General features: G+C 67.2%; 16 protein-coding genes, 1 tRNA gene and 1 other RNA gene. 7 read left to right on the top strand and 11 right to left on the bottom strand.

The window, feature by feature from the left end; all coding sequences use genetic code 11:
- Nucleotides 1-123: 123 nt before the first annotated feature.
- On the top strand, nt 124-1,446 hold the full coding sequence (locus AC1DNG_RS15090; RefSeq protein ID WP_476887673.1) for a nicotinate phosphoribosyltransferase: 1,323 nt from the start codon (nt 124-126) through the stop codon (nt 1,444-1,446).
- A gap of 51 nt (nt 1,447-1,497) precedes the next feature.
- Here the strand turns inward: AC1DNG_RS15090 and AC1DNG_RS15085 are convergent, their stop codons facing one another.
- Entirely contained in the window at nt 1,498-2,040 is a 543-nt protein-coding gene (locus AC1DNG_RS15085) for an ArsR/SmtB family transcription factor (protein WP_476887672.1), read from the bottom strand.
- 74 nt (nt 2,041-2,114) lie between these two features.
- Here AC1DNG_RS15085 and AC1DNG_RS15080 point away from each other — a divergent pair, with 74 nt between their 5' ends.
- Nucleotides 2,115-3,365, top strand: a complete 1,251-nt coding sequence (locus AC1DNG_RS15080) for an MFS transporter (protein ID WP_476887671.1) — start codon at nt 2,115-2,117, stop codon at nt 3,363-3,365.
- Between the two features lie 58 nt (nt 3,366-3,423).
- On the opposite strand, the gene AC1DNG_RS15075 is transcribed toward AC1DNG_RS15080, so the two are convergent.
- The 3 genes from AC1DNG_RS15075 to AC1DNG_RS15065 all read right to left on the bottom strand — a co-directional run bounded on the left by AC1DNG_RS15075 (nt 3,424) and on the right by AC1DNG_RS15065 (nt 6,416).
- Nucleotides 3,424-4,404 (bottom strand): aldo/keto reductase, encoded by a 981-nt coding sequence (locus AC1DNG_RS15075; RefSeq protein WP_476887670.1) that lies wholly within the window; start codon nt 4,402-4,404, stop codon nt 3,424-3,426.
- A 187-nt stretch (nt 4,405-4,591) separates the two neighbouring features.
- Nucleotides 4,592-5,455, bottom strand: a complete 864-nt coding sequence (locus tag AC1DNG_RS15070; RefSeq protein ID WP_476887669.1) for an SDR family oxidoreductase — start codon at nt 5,453-5,455, stop codon at nt 4,592-4,594.
- Nucleotides 5,448-6,416, bottom strand: coding sequence for a helix-turn-helix transcriptional regulator (locus tag AC1DNG_RS15065; RefSeq protein WP_476887668.1), 969 nt, complete (start codon nt 6,414-6,416; stop codon nt 5,448-5,450). The genes AC1DNG_RS15070 and AC1DNG_RS15065 overlap by 8 nt, the downstream gene beginning before the upstream one ends.
- 170 nt (nt 6,417-6,586) lie before the next feature.
- On the opposite strand from AC1DNG_RS15065, the gene AC1DNG_RS15060 reads away from it, so the two are divergent.
- Nucleotides 6,587-7,225 (top strand): TetR/AcrR family transcriptional regulator, encoded by a 639-nt coding sequence (locus AC1DNG_RS15060; protein ID WP_018774380.1) that lies wholly within the window; start codon nt 6,587-6,589, stop codon nt 7,223-7,225.
- A 48-nt stretch (nt 7,226-7,273) separates the two neighbouring features.
- On the opposite strand, the gene AC1DNG_RS15055 is transcribed toward AC1DNG_RS15060, so the two are convergent.
- Nucleotides 7,274-7,951, bottom strand: coding sequence for a LytR C-terminal domain-containing protein (locus AC1DNG_RS15055; RefSeq protein ID WP_476860047.1), 678 nt, complete (start codon nt 7,949-7,951; stop codon nt 7,274-7,276).
- A complete protein-coding gene (locus AC1DNG_RS15050) occupies nt 7,944-8,243 on the bottom strand; it encodes a type II toxin-antitoxin system VapB family antitoxin (RefSeq protein WP_026266597.1) in 300 nt (99 codons plus the stop codon). The genes AC1DNG_RS15055 and AC1DNG_RS15050 overlap by 8 nt, the downstream gene beginning before the upstream one ends.
- A gap of 195 nt (nt 8,244-8,438) precedes the next feature.
- Here AC1DNG_RS15050 and AC1DNG_RS15045 point away from each other — a divergent pair, with 195 nt between their 5' ends.
- Both AC1DNG_RS15045 and AC1DNG_RS15040 read left to right on the top strand, forming a co-directional pair.
- A complete protein-coding gene (locus AC1DNG_RS15045) occupies nt 8,439-9,353 on the top strand; it encodes a Cof-type HAD-IIB family hydrolase (RefSeq protein ID WP_476850520.1) in 915 nt (304 codons plus the stop codon).
- Nucleotides 9,354-9,556: 203 nt separating this feature from the next.
- Nucleotides 9,557-11,095 (top strand): stealth family protein, encoded by a 1,539-nt coding sequence (locus tag AC1DNG_RS15040; RefSeq protein WP_230007875.1) that lies wholly within the window; start codon nt 9,557-9,559, stop codon nt 11,093-11,095.
- 43 nt (nt 11,096-11,138) lie between these two features.
- Here the strand turns inward: AC1DNG_RS15040 and AC1DNG_RS15035 are convergent, their stop codons facing one another.
- The 4 genes from AC1DNG_RS15035 to AC1DNG_RS15020 all read right to left on the bottom strand — a co-directional run bounded on the left by AC1DNG_RS15035 (nt 11,139) and on the right by AC1DNG_RS15020 (nt 15,907).
- A complete protein-coding gene (locus AC1DNG_RS15035; protein WP_476857671.1) occupies nt 11,139-12,080 on the bottom strand; it encodes a phosphodiesterase in 942 nt (313 codons plus the stop codon).
- A 243-nt stretch (nt 12,081-12,323) separates the two neighbouring features.
- Nucleotides 12,324-13,535 carry a formaldehyde dehydrogenase, glutathione-independent gene (gene fdhA / locus AC1DNG_RS15030; protein WP_028278013.1) on the bottom strand — a complete coding sequence of 404 codons (1,212 nt, stop codon included), beginning with the start codon at nt 13,533-13,535 and terminating at the stop codon, nt 12,324-12,326.
- Nucleotides 13,536-13,756: 221 nt separating this feature from the next.
- Nucleotides 13,757-14,242, bottom strand: a complete 486-nt coding sequence (locus tag AC1DNG_RS15025; RefSeq protein ID WP_476887667.1) for a glutathione peroxidase — start codon at nt 14,240-14,242, stop codon at nt 13,757-13,759.
- Nucleotides 14,243-14,380: 138 nt separating this feature from the next.
- Nucleotides 14,381-15,907 (bottom strand): M23 family metallopeptidase, encoded by a 1,527-nt coding sequence (locus AC1DNG_RS15020; RefSeq protein WP_476887666.1) that lies wholly within the window; start codon nt 15,905-15,907, stop codon nt 14,381-14,383.
- A 216-nt stretch (nt 15,908-16,123) separates the two neighbouring features.
- Here AC1DNG_RS15020 and AC1DNG_RS15015 point away from each other — a divergent pair, with 216 nt between their 5' ends.
- Nucleotides 16,124-17,035 (top strand): oxygenase MpaB family protein, encoded by a 912-nt coding sequence (locus AC1DNG_RS15015; protein ID WP_476850517.1) that lies wholly within the window; start codon nt 16,124-16,126, stop codon nt 17,033-17,035.
- Between the two features lie 298 nt (nt 17,036-17,333).
- Here the strand turns inward: AC1DNG_RS15015 and AC1DNG_RS15010 are convergent.
- Nucleotides 17,334-17,418, bottom strand: a tRNA-Ser gene (locus tag AC1DNG_RS15010).
- A gap of 453 nt (nt 17,419-17,871) precedes the next feature.
- Here AC1DNG_RS15010 and ffs point away from each other — a divergent pair.
- An RNA gene (gene ffs / locus AC1DNG_RS15005) (signal recognition particle sRNA small type) lies at nt 17,872-17,968 on the top strand.
- The last annotated feature ends 1 nt before the right edge of the window (nt 17,969 follow it).

The raw sequence follows: 17,969 nt of genomic DNA, 5'->3' as shown, positions 1-17,969 counted from the left end.
ATCGTCGAAGTCGCCGGAAACTCCCGGACTCGCCCGAAGTTTCCGGCGACTCGGGGCGTTTCCGGCGAACTCCCGGCACGGGCGGCATCCTGCGGCTGCGGGCGGCCCGGCCTAGAGTGGATCATGGACACTTCGGCCGGACCGGACGGACCCCGGACCTCCCTGTTTACCGACCACTATGAGCTGACCATGTTCCAGGCGGCCCTCCACTCCGGGGCCGCGCACCGCCGGTCCATCTTCCAGGCCTTCGCCCGGGGACTGCCGTCCGGGCGCCGGTACGGGATCGTGGCCGGCACCGGCCGGCTCCTCGAGGGCATCGCGAACTTCCGCTTCAACGAGGACGACGTCGCCTTCCTGGCCGCCACCGGCGTGGTCCACGAGGACACCCTGGAGCATCTGGCCGCCTTCCGGTTCTCCGGCGACATCTGGGGCTATCCGGAAGGTGAAGCCTACTTCCCGCACTCCCCCGTCCTGATCGTCGAATCGACGTTCGCCGAGGCCTGCGTCCTGGAGACCTACGTCCTGTCGGTGCTGAACCATGACAGCGCAATCGCCTCGGCCGCATCCCGGATGACCAGCGCCGCCGGTGGCAGGCCCTGCATTGAGATGGGCTCCCGCCGCACCCACGAGGAAGCGGCCGCCGCGGCGGCCCGCGCGGCTGTCATCGCGGGCTTTTCCGGCACGTCCAACCTGGCCGCCGGGCGGCGTTACGGCCTGCGGACCATCGGCACCGCGGCCCACTCCTTCACCCTGCTCCACGACTCCGAGCGCGACGCCTTCGCGGCGCAGCTTGCCTCGCTCGGGTCCGGCACCACGCTGCTCGTGGACACGTACGACGTCGAACTGGCGGTCCGCACCGCCGTCGACCTCGCCGGAGACAAACTTGGGGCCATCCGGCTGGACTCCGGAGACCTCGTGGCCCAGGCACGGTGGGTCCGCGAACTCCTGGACAGCCTCGGCAACGTGCACACCAGGATCGTGGTGACCTCGGACCTGGACGAATTCGCCGTCGCCGCGCTCCGCTCCGCCCCGGCCGATTCCTATGGCATCGGCACGTCCCTGGTGACCGGATCCGGGGCGCCAGCGGCCGGGATGGTCTACAAGCTGGTGAGCCGGGCCAGTGACTCCGGTGAGCTGGCTGCCGTGGCGAAGACCTCGAAGGACAAGATCAACATGGGCGGGCGCAAGTTCGCCGTGCGCCGCCTCGACGACCGCGGCACCGCCACCCACGAGGTCCTCGGCGTGGACCACCCGCCGGCCGCCGGAAGAAACGGACGCCCCCTCCTGCACCAGTTCATGAAAGACGGCGAAATCCTGCCCGGCTGGACCGGCCCGGACGCGGTGGGGCGGGCGCGGGACCGGCACACAGCCTCCATGGCGGAGCTGCCCCGGGTGGTGGACAGGCTGCAGCCCGGCGAGCCGGCCATCCCCACGATCTACGAATAGAGCCCGCCAAGGCGGCGCAAGACCCAAATCCCGTTCCGGAAGGACGGCGACCTAGTCTGACGTCCGGTGCAGGACAAAGATGCCGCCGTAGGCGGGCTGGTCCAAGCGCTGCCGGTCACTGTCGGTGTATTCGCTCAGCACAGCGTGGATGCGCGTGGTGAGGTCCTCAGCATCTTCCTCGGAGAGGTGCAGAACGAAGCGTGAGAGGCTGGCGAGCGCGTCCGGTCCTGCTTCCGTCAGCTCTTCCCGGAACGCCTCGAGCGGGGCCAGCGGACCGGCGGGACCGGCTTCACTCAGTGCGGTGTCCAGCTTCCAGGACCGCCCCGTGGAACGATACGGCTTCTCCAGCGCGCCACTCTCGCCCGTGCGGACCCCGGCGGGTTCAAGGAACCCCGTCGAGAGCAACTGCCTCACGTGATAAAGCACCGTTCCCGGGTCCTGGCCCAGCCGGTCGGCGAGTTGTTTGTTGGTCAGTTCGTGGAGCCCGCACAGGCGCAGGATCCTCAGGCGCAGCGGATGGGCCAACGCCTTAATTTCCCGGGCGCTCGCGACGGGTCTTTTTTGGTCCGCGCTCGGCTGCTCTGCGTCCATCATGTCCCAATCCTACAATCCGATGTACTGGATTCAATCACCTTGAATTTTCTCAATCACTGTGGAATGGTCCACCTATGACTAGTCACGCCGCGCAGGTGAAGGAACGGCATCGTGCGCCGCTGGGTGCGTCCTACTGGAAGCTGTGGACCTCGTCCGGACTCTCGAACCTCGCGGACGGCGTCTTCAAGATCGCGCTGCCGCTGCTGGCCATTCAGTTCACCCAGTCACCCACCCTGGTTGCCGGACTGAGCGTCGCAGCGACGCTTCCCTGGCTCCTCTTCGCCCTCACTGCCGGCGCGCTGGCCGACCGGCTGGACCGGCGCAAGCTCATGTTGTGGGCCAACCTCAGCCGGGCGGTGCTGCCGGCCCTGCTGGCCGCCGTCGTGTTGCTGGATGCGGGCTCCGTCTGGGCTCTGTACGTTGTCGCACTGATGGTGGGTGTGGCTGAGACGCTCTACGACACCTCCGCGCAGTCGATCATGCCCCAGCTGGTGCACAGGGATCAGCTCTCGCGCGCCAACGGCCGGCTCTACGCCGTCGAGCTCACCACCAACCAGTTCATTGGTCCCCCGCTGGGCGGGCTGCTGGTGGCCATGGGCTTGGTTGCGGGCGTTGCCGTGCCGGCGGCCCTGTGGCTTGCGGCCGTCGGCGGCCTGCTCCTGGTCCCGGGGGCATTTCGCACAGAATGTGAGCAGAAGACGACGCTGCGATTCGACATTGCTGAGGGGCTGCGGTTCCTCTGGAACCAGAAGATCCTGCGCACACTCGCGGTGATGACCGGGGTGTTCAACTTCGCATCCAGCGCGGCCTTCGCGGTCTTAGTGCTGTTTGCCGTAGGCCCGGCTTCACAGATGGCGCTGTCCGAAGTGGGGTTCGGCCTGCTTTTGACCACCTCCGCTCTCGGCGCCTTCGTTGGCTCGTTCATCTCCGAGCGGGTGGAGGCCAGGCTCGGCCGGTCGACGTCCCTGATGCTGACGATCTTCGGGGCCGCGCTGTTCGTAGGTGCGCCCGCCCTGACCGACAACCCCTATGTTCTTGGCCCAATCTTCTTTGTGGGCGGCATGCTGATCGTGCTTTGGAACGTCATCACCGTATCCCTGCGCCAGCGCATTACTCCCAACCGCTTGCTGGGCAGAGTCAACAGCGCCTACCGCCTGCTGGCGTGGGGCACCATGCCGCTTGGTGCAGCAGCCGGCGGTCTGCTGGCCCAATGGCTGGGCCTGCAGGTCATGTTCGGCATCATGGGAGTGCTGACGCTCGCGCTGCTGGGGATGATGCCCGTCCTCACGAACAAGGCAATGGCCGCGGCCGACGTCGAATCCTAAGTTGCTGCCAGGGGCGCGGATCGGGCATCCGCGCCCCTTGTTTGGTGCCGGGTTCCTGTCAGCTGTCGATCGAGGCCATGTTGGCCTCGTCGTGGCGTTCCCCCGCGGCGGGCCGGAGCGAGTTCAGCCGATCCAGCTGGTCACGGGTGAGTTCGATGCCGTCGGCCGCGGTGTTTTCCTCGACCCGGGAGACCCTGCGGGTGCCGGGGATCGGGGCGATGTCGATCCCGCGGGTCAGCAGCCACGCGAGGGCGGTCTGCGCGGGGGTCGCGCCGATCTCGGCGCCGATGGCCTTCACCTCGTCGACGATCGCGAGGTTGCGGCGGAAGTTCTCACCCGTGAACCGGGGGTTGGTCTTGCGCCAGTCGTCGTCGGCGAAGTCCTCGACGGAGCGGATCTGGCCGGTCAGCAGCCCGTGTCCGAGCGGCGAATACGGAACGAACCCAATTCCGAGGTGGCGCAGCAGCGGCAGGATCTCCGCCTCCACGTCCCGGGTCCACAGCGAGTACTCCGTCTGCAGGGCCGAGACCGGCTGCACGGCGTGTGCCCGGCGGATGGTCTCCGGGGAGGCCTCGGACAGCCCGAAGTGCAGCACCTTGCCCTCGGTGATCAGGTCCGCAACCGCGCCGGCCGTCTCCTCGATCGGGGTGTTCCGGTCGATCCGGTGCTGGTAGTACAGGTCGATGTGGTCGGTGCCGAGGCGCTTGAGGGAGCCCTCGACGGCGGCCTTCACGTTCGCCGCGCTGCTGTCGACCACGCCGGGGCCGCCGCCGGAATGGGAGACCAGGCCGAACTTCGTTGCAATCCTGACCTGATCGCGGCGTCCCTTGACGGCTTGGCCGACGATCTCCTCGCTCAGGAACGGCCCGTAGATCTCCGCGGTGTCGATGTGGGTGACCCCGAGGTCAAGGGCACGGTGGATCGTCCGGATCGACTCCGCGTTATCCAGTGCGCCCTCGCTGGTGTAGGTGCCGGCCATGGTCATGGCGCCGAGTCCGATGCGGGAGACTTCCAGGCTTCCGAGGCGTGCGTTCTTCATGGTGTATTTCCTTTGGGTGTGGTTCCCCGGCCTGGAATGTGGGCATGGCCCACAGCGTGGCGAGGGTTTTTGGGCGGCCGGTAGCCATTGGCGTCCGGCGGGTATGTCGAGACTGGGTGGACGACGGCGGGAGGCTCCGACGTCATCCGTTTGCGTGGGTGTCAGGCCTCGGTGTCAGGCGTCGGTGTCAGGCGTCGTCGTGGGCCAGGTTGCTGGAGAGCTCGCGGTGGGCGTCGGCCTGGGCCTGGAGTTCCTTGGCCCGGGCCTCAAAGACTGCAACGGCGTCCGCTCCCGCGGCGAAGCGCAGCGGCGGTTCATCCAGCTCCGCCAGTTGGATGAGGGCGACGGCGAGCTTGGCCGGGTCCCCGCCCTGAAGGCCGTTCATGCCTTTCCACGCGGTGACTGTCTGCTCGGTCCGCTCGGAATAGTCCCCGATAGTGGATGCCGCGTAGCTGCTGGATTCCGGGGTGAGGAGCTCGGTGCGGAAGAATCCCGGCTCAACGATCATGGTGCGGATTCCGAACGGCGCGACTTCGGGGGCCAGGGATTCGGCCCAGCCCTCCACACCGAACTTCGAGGCGGCGTAAGCAGAATGAAACTCACCGCCGGCGATGCCAGCGGTGGAGGAGACCGTGACCAGCAGGCCCGAGCGCTGGGCCCGCAGGACGGGCAGGGCCGCGCGGGTGACGTTTATGGGTCCGAACAGGGTGGTTTCGATTTGGGCCCGGAAGTCCTCCGGGGTGATTTCCTCGAAGAACCCGGCGTAGAAGTTGCCGGCATTGTTTACGAGCACGTCGATCCGGCCGAACCGGTCCACGGCGGCGGCGATGGCGGCGGTGGCGTCGGCGGGGTTGGTGACGTCGAGTTTTACGGCCAGCAGGTTCTCGTTCTCGCCGACGGCCCGGGCGACCTTGTCGGGGTTGCGGCCGGTGGCGACGACTGCGTGGCCGGCGGCCAGGGCGGCCTTGGCGATGTCAATGCCCATACCGCGGCCTGCCCCGGTGATGAACCAGACTTTCTGCCCGGTCTTGGCGTCGTTTTGCTCAGTCATGTTCTGTCTTTCCTGGGTTGGATGTTCCGGGCCGCGCGCGGGAGCGCAGATCCGGGATGGAAGGGTCGCTGGTTGCGGTTTTCGCCGGGGGCGATGCCGCCCAGCTCGCAAGGAACGCCAGCGCGTTTTCGGATGCGGACCCCGGCTCTGCAGTGAAGGTGTACAGGGTTTGTCCCTCATCGCCGGGAAGGTCGAGCGTCTCGAACTGCAGCGACACGTCGCCGGCGACCGGATGGTGGAAGCGCTTGGTTCCCGTGGTGTGGATCCTTACGTCATGGCCGGCCCACAAGGCGGCGAAGTGCCCGCTGCGTGTGGTCAGCTCGCCGACCAGTTCGTTCAATGCGCGGTCATGGGGATTCCGTCCCGCTTCCGATCGGAGCATCGCCACCGTGGTGGCGGCGATTGCGGACCAATCGGGGTAGAAGTCCCCTGCCCCCGGATCGAGGAAGAGGTACCGCGCCTGGTTCGGCAGCTGGCCCGGAGCCTCCGGACCAGCGGCTGCTGTGGACTCGAACACCGGCCCGTACAGCGCGCGCCCCAAGGAGTTGGCGGCCAGCACGTCCGAGCGTCCGTTCTGCACCAGGGCGACCGCTCCGGTCATCCCGTCCAGCAAACGCAATACTCCGGGACGGACCCTCTGCTGCGGTGGCCGGCGCGCCGGCCGCCGGGATGACGGCGTGTTGGCCGTCCTGGCCAAGTCCATCAGATGTGTCCGCTCTGCCTCATCCAGCTGAAGGGCGGAGGCCACAGCGTCGAGGACCGAGTCCGAGACGCCGCGGATGCTGCCGCGTTCCAGCCGCATGTAATAGTCCGTGCTTACCCCGGCGATCTGGGCCACTTCCTCCCGACGCAGCCCCGGAACGCGGCGCAGTTCGCCATAGTTGGGGAGCCCGGCCTGATCCGGGGTGATCTTCGCCCGGCGCGAGATCAGGAAGTCTCGGATTTCGTCTTTTCTGTCCACATCCACCACGCTACGCAGCCCGGACGGGCGGTGGCAGTGTCTATCAGACACCCCCAGTTGAGGCGGTGGATACAGGTGTGGCCCCTCAGAACCGGTCGATGTTCGTAGCCCGGCCGGGTCACAGTCCGCCGCCCGGCTGCTTTGGTGACAGATCGCGCTAAAGTGTGCGTATGCCTAGGATTTCGGCCGCGAGCAACGCCGCCCAACGTGCCGAGACCCAGCGTCGCATCCTGACCGCGTTCGGGGAACTTCTCTTCACCCACGGGCTCCCCGGCCTGACCATGACGGACGTCGCGCGCCATGCCCAGATCGGCCGGACCGCCGTCTACAACTACTACGCGGATATCGAAGAGCTCCTCATCGCCTACGCCCTGGATGAGACCGAGCGGTTCCTGCTCGATCTGCGCGAATCCCTCGATGCACTGGAGAACCCGGTGGAGCGCCTGGCCGTCTACGTCCGCGCCCAGGTGGAGGACCTGAGCCGGCGCCACCTGCCGCCGGGGCCGGCCATGGCGGCGGTGCTCTCGCCGTCGTCGTTTGCCAAACTTGCCGACCACGTGGGTGAGCTCAGCGTGCTCCTGCGGGGCATCCTGCGCGACGGCATGGCCCAGGGGTACCTGCCCGAGTCGGACATTGCCCAGCTGGCCCAGCTCATCCACGGCACGCTCTCCTCAAGCGCTGCGCGGGGCGACGGGGCGGGCCAGGACGCCGAGGCCGAGGCACGGCTCGCCCGGACGGTGCGGTTTGTCCAGCTGGGGGCCGGGGCGAGGTTTGACGACGCCGGCCGGCCGGTCCGCACCATCCGCTAGGCCGCGGCGCCTGGAGCCGGGAAGGCTGGAAGGCTGGAAGGCCGTGCCTTAGCCCGTGCCGGGCGTCGCCGTGGGTACGGCGGGCAGCGTGGCCTCATCCACGATGCGCCGGTTCTCGCGGGGGCAGCTGAGCTGGCCCGGCGTCTGGTCCACGAGTTCCGGCTTGGCCAGTTCCTTGAAGTCGCCGGTAATGATCACGTCCACGCTCGGGTCAGCGCGGCCGTCCTGGACATAGTCCGAGCCGGGCACGTGGCGCTGGACGCTGAAGGCGGCCGACTGGCCGGCGGCACCGGAGACCACCAGCGCCACGCCGCGGTAGCTCGACGTCGTGTTCCCCACGGCACCCACCAGGAACTTCCGGGCGGCAAGCTGGTCGGCCACGCTCCGGGCCAGGCCCGGCCGGCTCGTGGAGTTGTAGATATTGACGTGGACCTTCTCCGGCGTCGCGTAGTCGTAGGTGGCCGCCGGGCACACCGACACTGCCGCCTTGCTCCGCTCCGCCCCGGGGATCTTGATCTGGCCGTTCATGATGGCGAGGGCCACCACGATCGCGGCCACGATCAGGCCGACAAGCATCACCAGCACAACGCCGTGCAGGATCCTGCGCCGCAGGCGGTGGGGGTTCTCTGCCGTATCGTCCTGCTCCACGAACGTGGCCCTCAGCTCGGAGCCACTGATGACGCGGTGCCCGTGCAGGACTCTGACGTCTGGCGGCTTCCTAGCCATTTATCACGAGGACCCGCGCGTGGATTGCGGTGCGCTGGTGCAGCGCGGTGCGGACTGCCCGGTGCAGGCCGTCTTCAAGGTAGAGGACGCCGCGGTATTCCACGACGTGCGGAAAGAGGTCGCCGAAAAACGTGGAGTCCTCGGCCAACAGGGCTTCAAGGTCCAGTGTGCGCTTCGTGGTCACCAGCTCATCAAGCCGGACAGGACGCGGGGGCAGGGCCGCCCAGTCCTTGGGCGTGGTGTAACCATGGTCGGGGTACGGGCGTCCCTCGCCCACAGCTTTGAATATCACCATGCCAGCCTAGGGAACTTGGACGCCCGAAGGAACGAATGTCCCCCGGCGGCGTGAGGTTGTGGCCAAACGGTAACCATTTGTCACACGACGCATTGACACGACCAGCGCCTGCCGCCTGTCACATCCAGCGCCGGGCCGTCGATCTGCTGCGCGGTTCACCCAAACGTCCCGTGCGGCTGACAGAATGGCCGTATGACTTCACCCGAGACTGTCCCTGTTCCGTCGCCGTCGGCTCCCGTGCTGGCGCTGCTGCTCGACGTCGACGGTCCGGTCGCGAGCCCGGTCACCCGCGAGGTGCAGCCCGGCATCATCGCCGATCTGGTGGCCCTGGCCGCCGCCGGGGTGCCGGTCATCTTCAACACCGGCCGGTCGGACGCGTTCATCCGCGAGCAGGTCATGGAACCGATGATCGCCGCCGGGATGCCCGCCGGCACCCTCATCCACGCCATTTGCGAGAAGGGCGCCGTCTGGTTCAGCTACACCGCGGAGGGCCCCGGCCCGGTCCACGTGGACCACGAGCTCGCCATTCCGCAGGCCTTCGGCGATGACGTCCGCCGTCTGGTGGCCGAGGACTACTCCGCCCACATGTTCTACGACGAAACCAAGCGGGCCATGGTCTCCGTGGAGCAGCACATTGCCGTCCCCAACCCCGACTACCGGGCCGAGCAGGAACTCTTCGACGCTGACGCCATGGGCCTCATGGCCCGGCATGGGCTCGGCGTGGTGCGGCTGGACCACCACGTCCCCGATTCCGATGACCAAGTCGACTTCCGCGTCGATCCGACCATCATCTCCACCGATATCGAATCGGTCCGGCTGGGCAAGGACCTGGGCGCGAGCCGGGCCGTGGAGTTCCTGGCCGCGCAGGGCATCACGCCGCAGGCCTGGCGCACGGTGGGCGATTCCCGCACGGACTACGCCATGGCCGACTGGCTGCACCACAACGACCACGCCGTGAAGCACGTCGACGTCCGGCCCGCGGACGGCATCCCGGTCAAACCCTACGATGTCCTCACCGCCGCCGATCTGGGGCTCGGCGAAGACGTGATCCACGACGACGCCGGTGCCGCCTTCCTGCACCACTGGCTGGCCGTCGTCACCGGCTGAGGCCCCGCTCCGCCGTTACGCTTCACCGTTTACGGTCCGTCACATTTCGTCCTCACGCACGCCGCGCGGCGGCCGGTTTTCCGCGGCAATTTTGAGGCCCGCGTTATCATGCAAGTAGACACCAACGCACTCAAAGAAGCGGGAGCTCAGACATTACCGAAGCAGCGATCCAAGACGAGATTTACTATGGCAGCCAGGCATCTGTGGACGCCCACGCCGAGGTCACGTCGGCGGCCGCAGTCGCCAGATTCCGGACCCGCTCCGATGTTGTCCGCCACCGCGGCCGCTATGCGCTGATCAACGAAAACCGCACGCCGTACCAGGCCATGGTCGAGGACCTGATGTTCCTGCGTTCGGTCCTGGCCGGCGCCGGTATCGGCTACCTGCTGGTCCGCGGCAACAACCACCGCCCTGTGGTCGCCGTCGACTGGAAAGACCGCAAGGAACTCCGCGACGCCCTCGTGGAGGCGTGCCGCGATGAGCCGATGTATTCCATGAGCGTGGATGCAAAGAAGAAGTCGTCCGTGCTGGTGGCCGACGGCGAGCTGTCGCCGAACCGCCAGGCCCGGATCTTCCGGCTTTACCGGCCCAGGGTCGAGCCCGAAGGCGGTTTTGAATTCGGGGCTTCCGCCGGCGTCCAGCTGGAGCTGTGGAGCTTCGAAGGCGATCAGCTGATCCTGCCGATCGAGAACTCCCTGACGCGCCGCACCATGCTGGCCCAGGATGCCGTGCGCGGCACGGTGGAACGCTACGGCCACACGTGGCCCACCATCGAGAACATGTTCGCGGACCACGCCAGCGACATCAGCTTCGACGTCGACCTGGTCTTCTCATGGGTTGACGGCAGCTCCCCCGAGTACATCGCGGCCCGCCGCGCCCGCATGGCCGGCGTGGTGGTGGGCGAGGGCGATGACCACGAGGCCCGCTTCCGCCAGATCGATGAGCTCAAATACGCCCTGCGCTCGGTGTACATGTTTGCGCCGTGGATCCGCCGGATCTTCATCGCCACGGACTCCCCCGCGCCGTCATGGCTGGCCGACCACCCGAGTGTGACGATCGTCCGGAGCGAAGAGTTCTTCGCCGACACCTCGGTTCTGCCCACGCACAATTCGCAGGCCGTGGAGTGTCAGCTGCACCACATCGAGGGGCTCTCCGAGCACTTCCTGTATTCGAACGACGACATGTTCTTCGGCCGCGCCGTGGGCCCGGACATGTTCTTCACCCCGGGCGGCATCACGAAGTTCATCGAGGCCGAAACCCGGATCGGCCTGGGCGACAACGACGCCGAACGCAGCGGCTTTGAGAATGCCGCCCGGGTGAACCGCAAGCTGCTCTGGAACCGCTTCGGCCGCATCACCACCAGGCATCTGGAGCACACGGCGGCCCCGCTGCGGCGCAGCGTGGTCGAGCAGATGGAGCAGGAGTTCCCGGCCGAGTTTGCCAAGACCGCCGCGAGCACCTTCCGGGCAGCGGACAACATCTCCGTGACCAACTCGTTCTACCACTACTACGCGCTGCTCACGGGCCGGGCCGTGACCCAGACAGCTGCCAAGGTGAGGTATGTGGACACCACGGCGCGAGCCGGCCTGAACTACCTGCCCAAGCTCCTGGCCAAGCGGAACATGGACTTCTTCTGCCTCAATGACGGCAGCTTCCCCGAGGTCCCGGCGGAAGAGCGGGCCGAACTGGTCACGGACTTCCTGGAGAAGTACTACCCCATCAAGGCGCCCTGGGAGAAGTAACGGAACGTGACCAAAACGGGCGCCGCGTCGGCCGGGGAGTGAATCAGTTCAACGTGGTGTACCTGCGGTGCGCCGGCGTCCGGGACGGGGCCTCGAGCCTGGCCTTCCCAGGGATATGGATCCCTGCGGCCGTGAGCCGGCGCTGGACTTCCTCCGGAGAGACCAGCTCCCCCACCGCCGGGGTGTCGCCGAGCAGCACCACGGAGTGCACGATCGTGTGTTCGTAGACGTGGACCAGGTTGAACGCCTGCCCGCCGTCGCGGCCCCGGGTGCCGCCGACCGGGACGTTCAGATCCTGCGTGTAGCAGGTCGCTGAAGCCACGGACACAGGGATGCCCGCGAACGTTGCGGTGGTCGAGTAGTGCAGGTGGCCGCCCAGGATGGCGCGGACATCGGAGTTGCGCAGGACGCCGGCGAGCGCCGGCTGGCCCCGGAGCTCCACGAGCACGGCAAGGTCCAGCACGGACGGTACCGGCGGGTGGTGCAGGGCAAGGATGGTCCCGTCCGGGGCCGGGGTGGCCAGTTCAGATGCGAGCCAGTCCAGCTGGTCGTGGCTCAATTCACCATGGTGGAAGCCGGGCACGGAGGTGTCCAGGGTGATGATGCGCAGCCCGTTGACGAAGTAGCTGTGGTCCACGGGCGCGTCATTGTCGGCCTGGTCCAGGAGCCCGGCCCGGAAATTCGCCCGGTCGTCGTGGTTGCCCATCGCCCAGATGACCTTGGCCCCCAGGGCCTCGCACGCCGGATCCACGATGGCGCGGAGCTTGGCATACGCCTCGGGTTCGCCCAGGTCAGCCAGGTCGCCCGTGAAGATTACGGCTTCGGGGCGGGCCCCGGAGGCGTGGACCTCCTCGAAGAGTTGCCTGAGCAGGGCTTCGCTGTCCACGACGCCGTGCAAGGGTTGCGGACCCCCCAGCAGGTGGGGGTCGCTCAGGTGAAGTAGGAAATGACGTGGCCGGGGGTGTTCGGCCTCGATGCGCTCCATTGCTGCCTTCTTGGTTGGGTGGAAGCGGTGCTTCCAGGGTCCCTCTCAGTAAGAACTATCCAACCAGACATTGGGCAAACAATGTAAAAACTGGGACAGGCATATTGGAAAAATAAGCGTTAACAGGTGGCGTGCCCTCACATGCCCTTTCCGGCATATACGGGGCTGTGAAGCCCGGCGGCACTCCCGAAACCCCGGGGCTTCGGGGCGGGACGGACAGTGCCGCCGGGTTCACGGTTTGCGCTAGCTCAGGTAGCCGTTCGGGTTAAGCACGAACTTCGTCGCCGCGCCGGCGTCGAATTCCGCGTAGCCCTTCGGCGCGTCCTCCAGGGTAATCGCCTTCGCGTTGACGTTCTTGGCGATGTGCACCCTGTCATGCAGGATGGCCATCATCAGCTGCCGGTTGTACTTCATGACCGGACACTGTCCCGTGGTGAAGCTGAGTGACTTTGCCCAGCCCGTTCCGAGGCTGAGCGAGAGCGAACCCTTCTTCGCGGCCTCGTCCACGCCGCCCGGGTCCCCGGTGACGTAGAGCCCGGGGATGCCCAGGGCACCGCCGGCGGCCGTTACCTCCATCAGCGAGTTCAGGACGGTGGCGGGGGCCTCGTGGGCTCCGGCCCCGTGCCCCTTGGCCTCAAATCCCACGGCATCCACGCCGCAATCGACTTCCGGGACGCCCAGGAGTTGCTCAATCTGCTCGGCCGGGCCGCCCTTGCTCAGGTCGATGGTCTCGCAGCCGAAGCTGCGCGCCTGCGCCAGGCGGTCCGCGTTCATGTCACCCACAATCACGACGGCGGCACCCAGGAGCTGGGCACTGGTCGCCGCGGCCAGGCCCACGGGCCCTGCGCCTGCCACGTAGACGGTGGAACCGACGCCGACGCCTGCGGTGACCGCACCATGGAATCCGGTCGGGAAGATGTCCGAGAGCATCGTCAGGTCCATCATCTTTTCGAGGGCCTGGTCTTTGTCCGGGAACTTCAACAGGTTCCAATCGGCATACGGGACCAGGACGTAGTTGGCCTGGCCGCCTACCCAGCCGCCCATGTCCACATAGCCATAGGCGCTGCCCGGGCGGTCGGGGTTGACGTTCAGGCAGATGCCCGTCTTGCGTTCCTTGCAGTTCCGGCAGCGCCCGCAGGCGATATTGAACGGGACGGAACAGATGTCCCCCACTTTGATGAATTCAACATCCGGACCCACTTCCACCACTTCTCCGGTGATCTCGTGCCCGAGCACCAGGTCGGCGGGAGCCGTGGTGCGCCCCCGGACCATGTGCTGGTCCGAACCGCAAATATTCGTGGCCACGGTTTTGAGGATTACGCCGTGGCGCACCTGCCGGCCCACGTTGGCGGGGTTGACCCCCGGGCCGTCCTTGAGTTCGAAGGTGGGGTAGTCAATGTCGATCAGTTCGACCTTGCCAGGCCCCTTGTAGGCAACGGCTTTGTTCCCTGTCATCTATTTCCTCCTGCTTTCACGGGCCCCGTGGTGGGCGCCCTGGTGTGATTCACGAAGTTCTTTGATGCGCCCTCCACAGGAACACCCGGCCATACTGCCGACGGCTGCCAGAGTTGCTTGCGCCGCGGGGAAGCCCGGAATGTTGGAGGGTCCGGCCAGTCTAGGCGCTAAGCATGCTTAGGGATAGGGCTGAGTTCCTCTGGACCCCGGGGCAGGTCGGGTCAGTCGAGGGCGGACTGAACAGCCTCGATGATCTCCGGCGCGTCCGGCTCAACGGTGGGCGCAAAGCGGGCGATGACCTCGCCGTCGCGGTTCACGAGGAACTTCTCGAAGTTCCACTTCACCAGGCCGGGCAGGATTCCCGTCTTGAATTTGGTGAGCTCGGCGTAGAGCGGGTGCTGGTTCCTTCCCCGGACGTTGGCCTTGACCGTCAGCGGGAAGGTCACCCCGAAATTGCGCTCGCAGAACTCGGCAATCTCGGCCTCGCCGCCGGGCTCCTGCCCGGCGAACTGGTTGCAGGGGACGCCGAGGACCTGGAAGCCCTGGCCCCGGAACTTGTTGTGCAGCGCCTCGAGTCCAGCGTACTGGGGCGTGAAACCGCACTGGGACGCCACGTTGACCACCAGAACCACCTCGCCCTTGAATCGGCCAAAATCGGTCTCGGTCCCGTCGATGAGGGTCAGGGGAATGGAGTGCAGAGCTGTCATGGGGCGCGTCCTTGCGATGTCGATGGTCCGGAGCAGGGAATCTGAACTGGTCACTCCATTATTCGGCACCGGGGCCTGCGGGTATGGGTGTGCCTCCCGGACATGACGCCGGAACAACGCCCTGCGGCGCGGCGGGGGCTAGCCGCCGGGCGTCGCTGAGGGCGTCGCTGAGGGTTCTGTTGTCACTGCCGTCGTGGCCGACTGCGTGACCGCCCGTGGCTTCGGCGTATCGGCCGGCGCGGTGACCGGGTCCGGCTCCACAGTGAGCGGGGCCGGCACCGGAGTGGCCGTCTTGGCGGCAGCCTCCGTCGCCGTTGCGGAGACTGACGCGGGCGCGGAGGACGGCGGTGCCACCGGCGGCGGGACGGATAACGGTGCTGATGGCTTGGCTGAGGCTGTTCCCGTCTGGGTTGGTGCCGGCGTCGGGGTGGCGGTCGCCGTCGGCGTCGGGGTGGCCGTTGCCGACGGGGTCGGAGTCGCGGTCGCCGACGGGGTCGGGGTGGGCGCGGCAGGCGCGGTCGTCGTGGCAGTGCCGGTCGGCGTCGGCGTCGCGGACGCAGTGCCGGTGGGTGTCGGCTTAGAGGTGGCAGTGCCGGTGGGCGTCGGGGTCGCGGAAGCAGTGCCGGTGGGTGTCGGCTTAGAGGTGGCAGAAGGCGTTGGGGACGGTTTGTCGGCGGCGGCTTCAGTAGCCGCAGGCGAGGCACTCGCCGACGGCTTGGCGGCCACCGCGGCCGGCTGTTCCTGAACGCCGCCGGCCACCACATGGGTCAGGTCCTCCCGGACAGGAATCGCCCAGCCAATCCCCGCATTGGTTGCCTTACCGGCGTCGGGTGCATAACTGGTCATGTCGATCGGGCCGAGTTGATCCACCTGCTTGATGGGGAGAAATGTCCAATCGCGCGGATCAGTGTGGGAGCCATTGAGGATGGTTTCGAAGTGAAGATGGCAGCCGGTAGAGGATCCGGTGGTACCTACCCGGGCAATAATTTCCCCCACCCGCACGGAGTCGCCCTTCTTGACCGCGATCGCCTCCAGATGGTTGTACGTGGTGATGAGACCGTTGCCGTGGTCGATTTCCACCCGGTTTCCGCCGCCCCACGGGTGCCACCCGACGGCCCGCACCACACCGGCGTCGGCGGAGTAGACCCGGGTGCCGCAGGGGGCCGCGAAGTCCTGGCCCCAGTGGAATTCGCCCGCGAATCCCGTCAGGGGGCTGGTGCGCAGCCCGAACGGGGACGAAGGCACCAGTGATTCAAGGGGGGCCATGAGGAAACCCACCGCGGGCCGGTGCAGCGACGCCGAGGCCACATTGAGCTCGCCCCGCACCCCTGCCCGGGTGGCCGTGTCCACCGTGCTCCGGCTAAAGGCCACGAGCGCCTGGGCATCGGCGGTGACAGCGCCGGCGCCGGGAGTCCCCGCTGGCGCGGTCGCGGCGGAGTGGGCCAGCGGGTCCAGGGCCTCCGGTCCCACGTCGCCGGAGGCAGGCATGGCGGCCGTCGGGACGGCGGTGGGCGCGCCGTAGGTCGCAAAGGCGCTCAGTCCCTGAAAGCCGCCGAATGCCAGCACGGCCAGAGACAGGCACAGGCCTCCGGACACGCAGCGCACGGCAATGGTCCGTGCCCTCGCTGACTGCTCACTCGATGAGTTTCCCCAGTGTTTTCCCACGAAATGACTCCCGCAATATGTCCGCCAGACCCCAATCTTCACGGACTTACCTCCCTATGTGACCACAGACGGCCGGGTCTGTGAACCGTCAGCGTGTTCCTTTTGCGGGACCAATCGGAGATCCGCGGATGTCCCCAGTAGCTTGCCAGCGGCGCCCCAGTAGTTCTCCGCACAATTGCAGGTGCCGCACGCCGCCGGGACGGGTAAGAATGAAGGATGCGAAATGTCCTCAGGGAATGGCAGGCGGAACTCAAACAGACGTTCACGGGGACGCGCGATTCGGTGCCCGAGTGGGTGCCGGGCCTGGCCGAGGGGGACGACGCCGGTTACCACTTGCCCGGCTCGGCCGTCTGGGCTGTGCACGGGGACATGCCAACCATCGTGGCGGGAATCCGGGCACTGCTGATGCAGGCGCTCCATCCCGGCGCGTTGGCCGGAGTCCACGATCACTCCCGTTTCCGCGAAGACCCGCTGGGCCGGCTGGCTGGCACGATCCGCTGGATCTTCACCGTGACGTATGGCTCCACGGATACGGCGAAGGCGGCGTCGGACTGGGTTCTTCGGCTGCACCGGACGGTGCGGGGAGAATTTGTGGACGGCCACGGCATCAGGCGCAGTTACGCGGCCAACGATCCCGAGCTGCTCCGGTGGGTTCACATTGCCTTTACAGACGCTTTCCTCTCTGCCCACAAGCTGTGGGGGCGGCCGATTCCTGGCGGACCTGATGCCTACGTCCGTGAGTGGGCCCAGGCCGGCCGGCTGATGGGCGTCGAGGCACCGCCGCTGAGCGAAGCGGAAATGCGGCAGCAGCTGGACCGCTGGTACGACGCCGGCGAGCTCCGCTGTGACGAACGGGTCACCGAAACGGTGGCGTTCATTCGCGACCCGCCCCTGCACCCCGCGCTCAGGCCTGGCTACCGGGTGCTGTTCGCGGCCGCAGTCGTCAGTCTTGAACCTAAGTACCGCGAGCTCCTGGGCCTGCGGACCGCGCGGCTGGGCCCGATACCGCTGCCGGTAACCCTGGCCACCCGGGTCACGCTCGGCGTGGTGCATGTGGCTCTCGGCCGGATGGGCCCGAGCGAGCAAGCTGCCCGGGCCCGGCTGCGCCGGCTGGGATACCGGGCCTGAGTCTGGGCCGGCAGGCGGCGGCGGCTTGCTGGTTCGGGGCGGGCTTGGGGGGCACGGGGCGGCTGGGGCACGGGCGGCTGGGGCACAGGGGGCTGGGGCACAGGGGGCTGGGGCACAGGGGGCTGGGGCACAGGCGGCTGGGCCTCCGAGCCGACTTGGCGGATAAAACGGTACCGGTACTGCCGGAGGACGCAGTCTTGGCCAGAACCTCACGAGAAGCTCACGAGGATAGAAATGCCCGAGACGCGAAAGGCCCGTAGACGCAAAAAGGCCCCGGTCCGAGGACCGGGGCCAACCGCGGAGAATGGGGGATTTGAACCCCCGAGGGCGTTAACCCAACACGCGTTCCAGGCGTGCGCCATAGGCCGCTAGGCGAATTCTCCAGTTGCTTCTGAATCAAAAGCAGATACTAGAATACCTGAACTTTCCGGCTTCGCCCAATTGAGCCTCCCCGCCCCGGCCTGCGGCTCCTCCGCGGGACATGCCCCGCGGCCCGCCCGAGGGCTGGACATAGCCCCAAATAGCCCACTCCTTCCCGCCAAGAATGGGCATGCCCCACACTGCCCACTCCCGCGACTGGACATGCCCCACAGCCCGCCCGAGGGCTGGACATAGCCCCAAATAGCCCACTCCTTCCCGCCAAGAATGGGCATGCCCCACGCTGCCCACTCCCGCCACTTGGACATGCCCACTGCGCCCGCCCGACCGCTGGACACAGTCCCACCGCGCCCACTCCTGCAGCCCGCAGCTGCCGCGAAAAATGGGCATGTCCCGCCGAGGATTAAGGGCCAAACCGGGCCAATTCGGGGCACACCCAATCGTCAGGTAAACTTGCTGACGGCCCCTCATGTGGCGTCATCCTGTTGAACTCCCCCAGGACCGGAAGGTAGCAAGGGTAAACGGGCTCTGGCGGGTGCATGAGGGGTCTTTTATG

It is taken from the genome of Arthrobacter sp. 01T425 (genome assembly GCF_056398725.1).
Note: the sequence above shows the minus strand (reverse complement) of the source record. Positions and strands in the feature narration are given on the sequence as shown.

Bases quoted from the DNA above. Each gene is read 5' to 3' on its own strand.
- AC1DNG_RS15090 (WP_476887673.1), top strand. From the start codon at position 124: ATGGACACTTCGGCCGGACCGGACGGACCCCGGACCTCCCTGTTTACC.
- AC1DNG_RS15085 (WP_476887672.1), bottom strand. From the start codon at position 2,040: ATGATGGACGCAGAGCAGCCGAGCGCGGACCAAAAAAGACCCGTCGCG.
- AC1DNG_RS15080 (WP_476887671.1), top strand. From the start codon at position 2,115: ATGACTAGTCACGCCGCGCAGGTGAAGGAACGGCATCGTGCGCCGCTG.
- AC1DNG_RS15075 (WP_476887670.1), bottom strand. From the start codon at position 4,404: ATGAAGAACGCACGCCTCGGAAGCCTGGAAGTCTCCCGCATCGGACTC.
- AC1DNG_RS15070 (WP_476887669.1), bottom strand. From the start codon at position 5,455: ATGACTGAGCAAAACGACGCCAAGACCGGGCAGAAAGTCTGGTTCATC.
- AC1DNG_RS15060 (WP_018774380.1), top strand. From the start codon at position 6,587: ATGCCTAGGATTTCGGCCGCGAGCAACGCCGCCCAACGTGCCGAGACC.
- AC1DNG_RS15055 (WP_476860047.1), bottom strand. From the start codon at position 7,951: ATGGCTAGGAAGCCGCCAGACGTCAGAGTCCTGCACGGGCACCGCGTC.
- AC1DNG_RS15045 (WP_476850520.1), top strand. From the start codon at position 8,439: ATGACTTCACCCGAGACTGTCCCTGTTCCGTCGCCGTCGGCTCCCGTG.
- AC1DNG_RS15035 (WP_476857671.1), bottom strand. From the start codon at position 12,080: ATGGAGCGCATCGAGGCCGAACACCCCCGGCCACGTCATTTCCTACTT.
- fdhA (WP_028278013.1), bottom strand. From the start codon at position 13,535: ATGACAGGGAACAAAGCCGTTGCCTACAAGGGGCCTGGCAAGGTCGAA.
- AC1DNG_RS15025 (WP_476887667.1), bottom strand. From the start codon at position 14,242: ATGACAGCTCTGCACTCCATTCCCCTGACCCTCATCGACGGGACCGAG.
- AC1DNG_RS15015 (WP_476850517.1), top strand. From the start codon at position 16,124: ATGCGAAATGTCCTCAGGGAATGGCAGGCGGAACTCAAACAGACGTTC.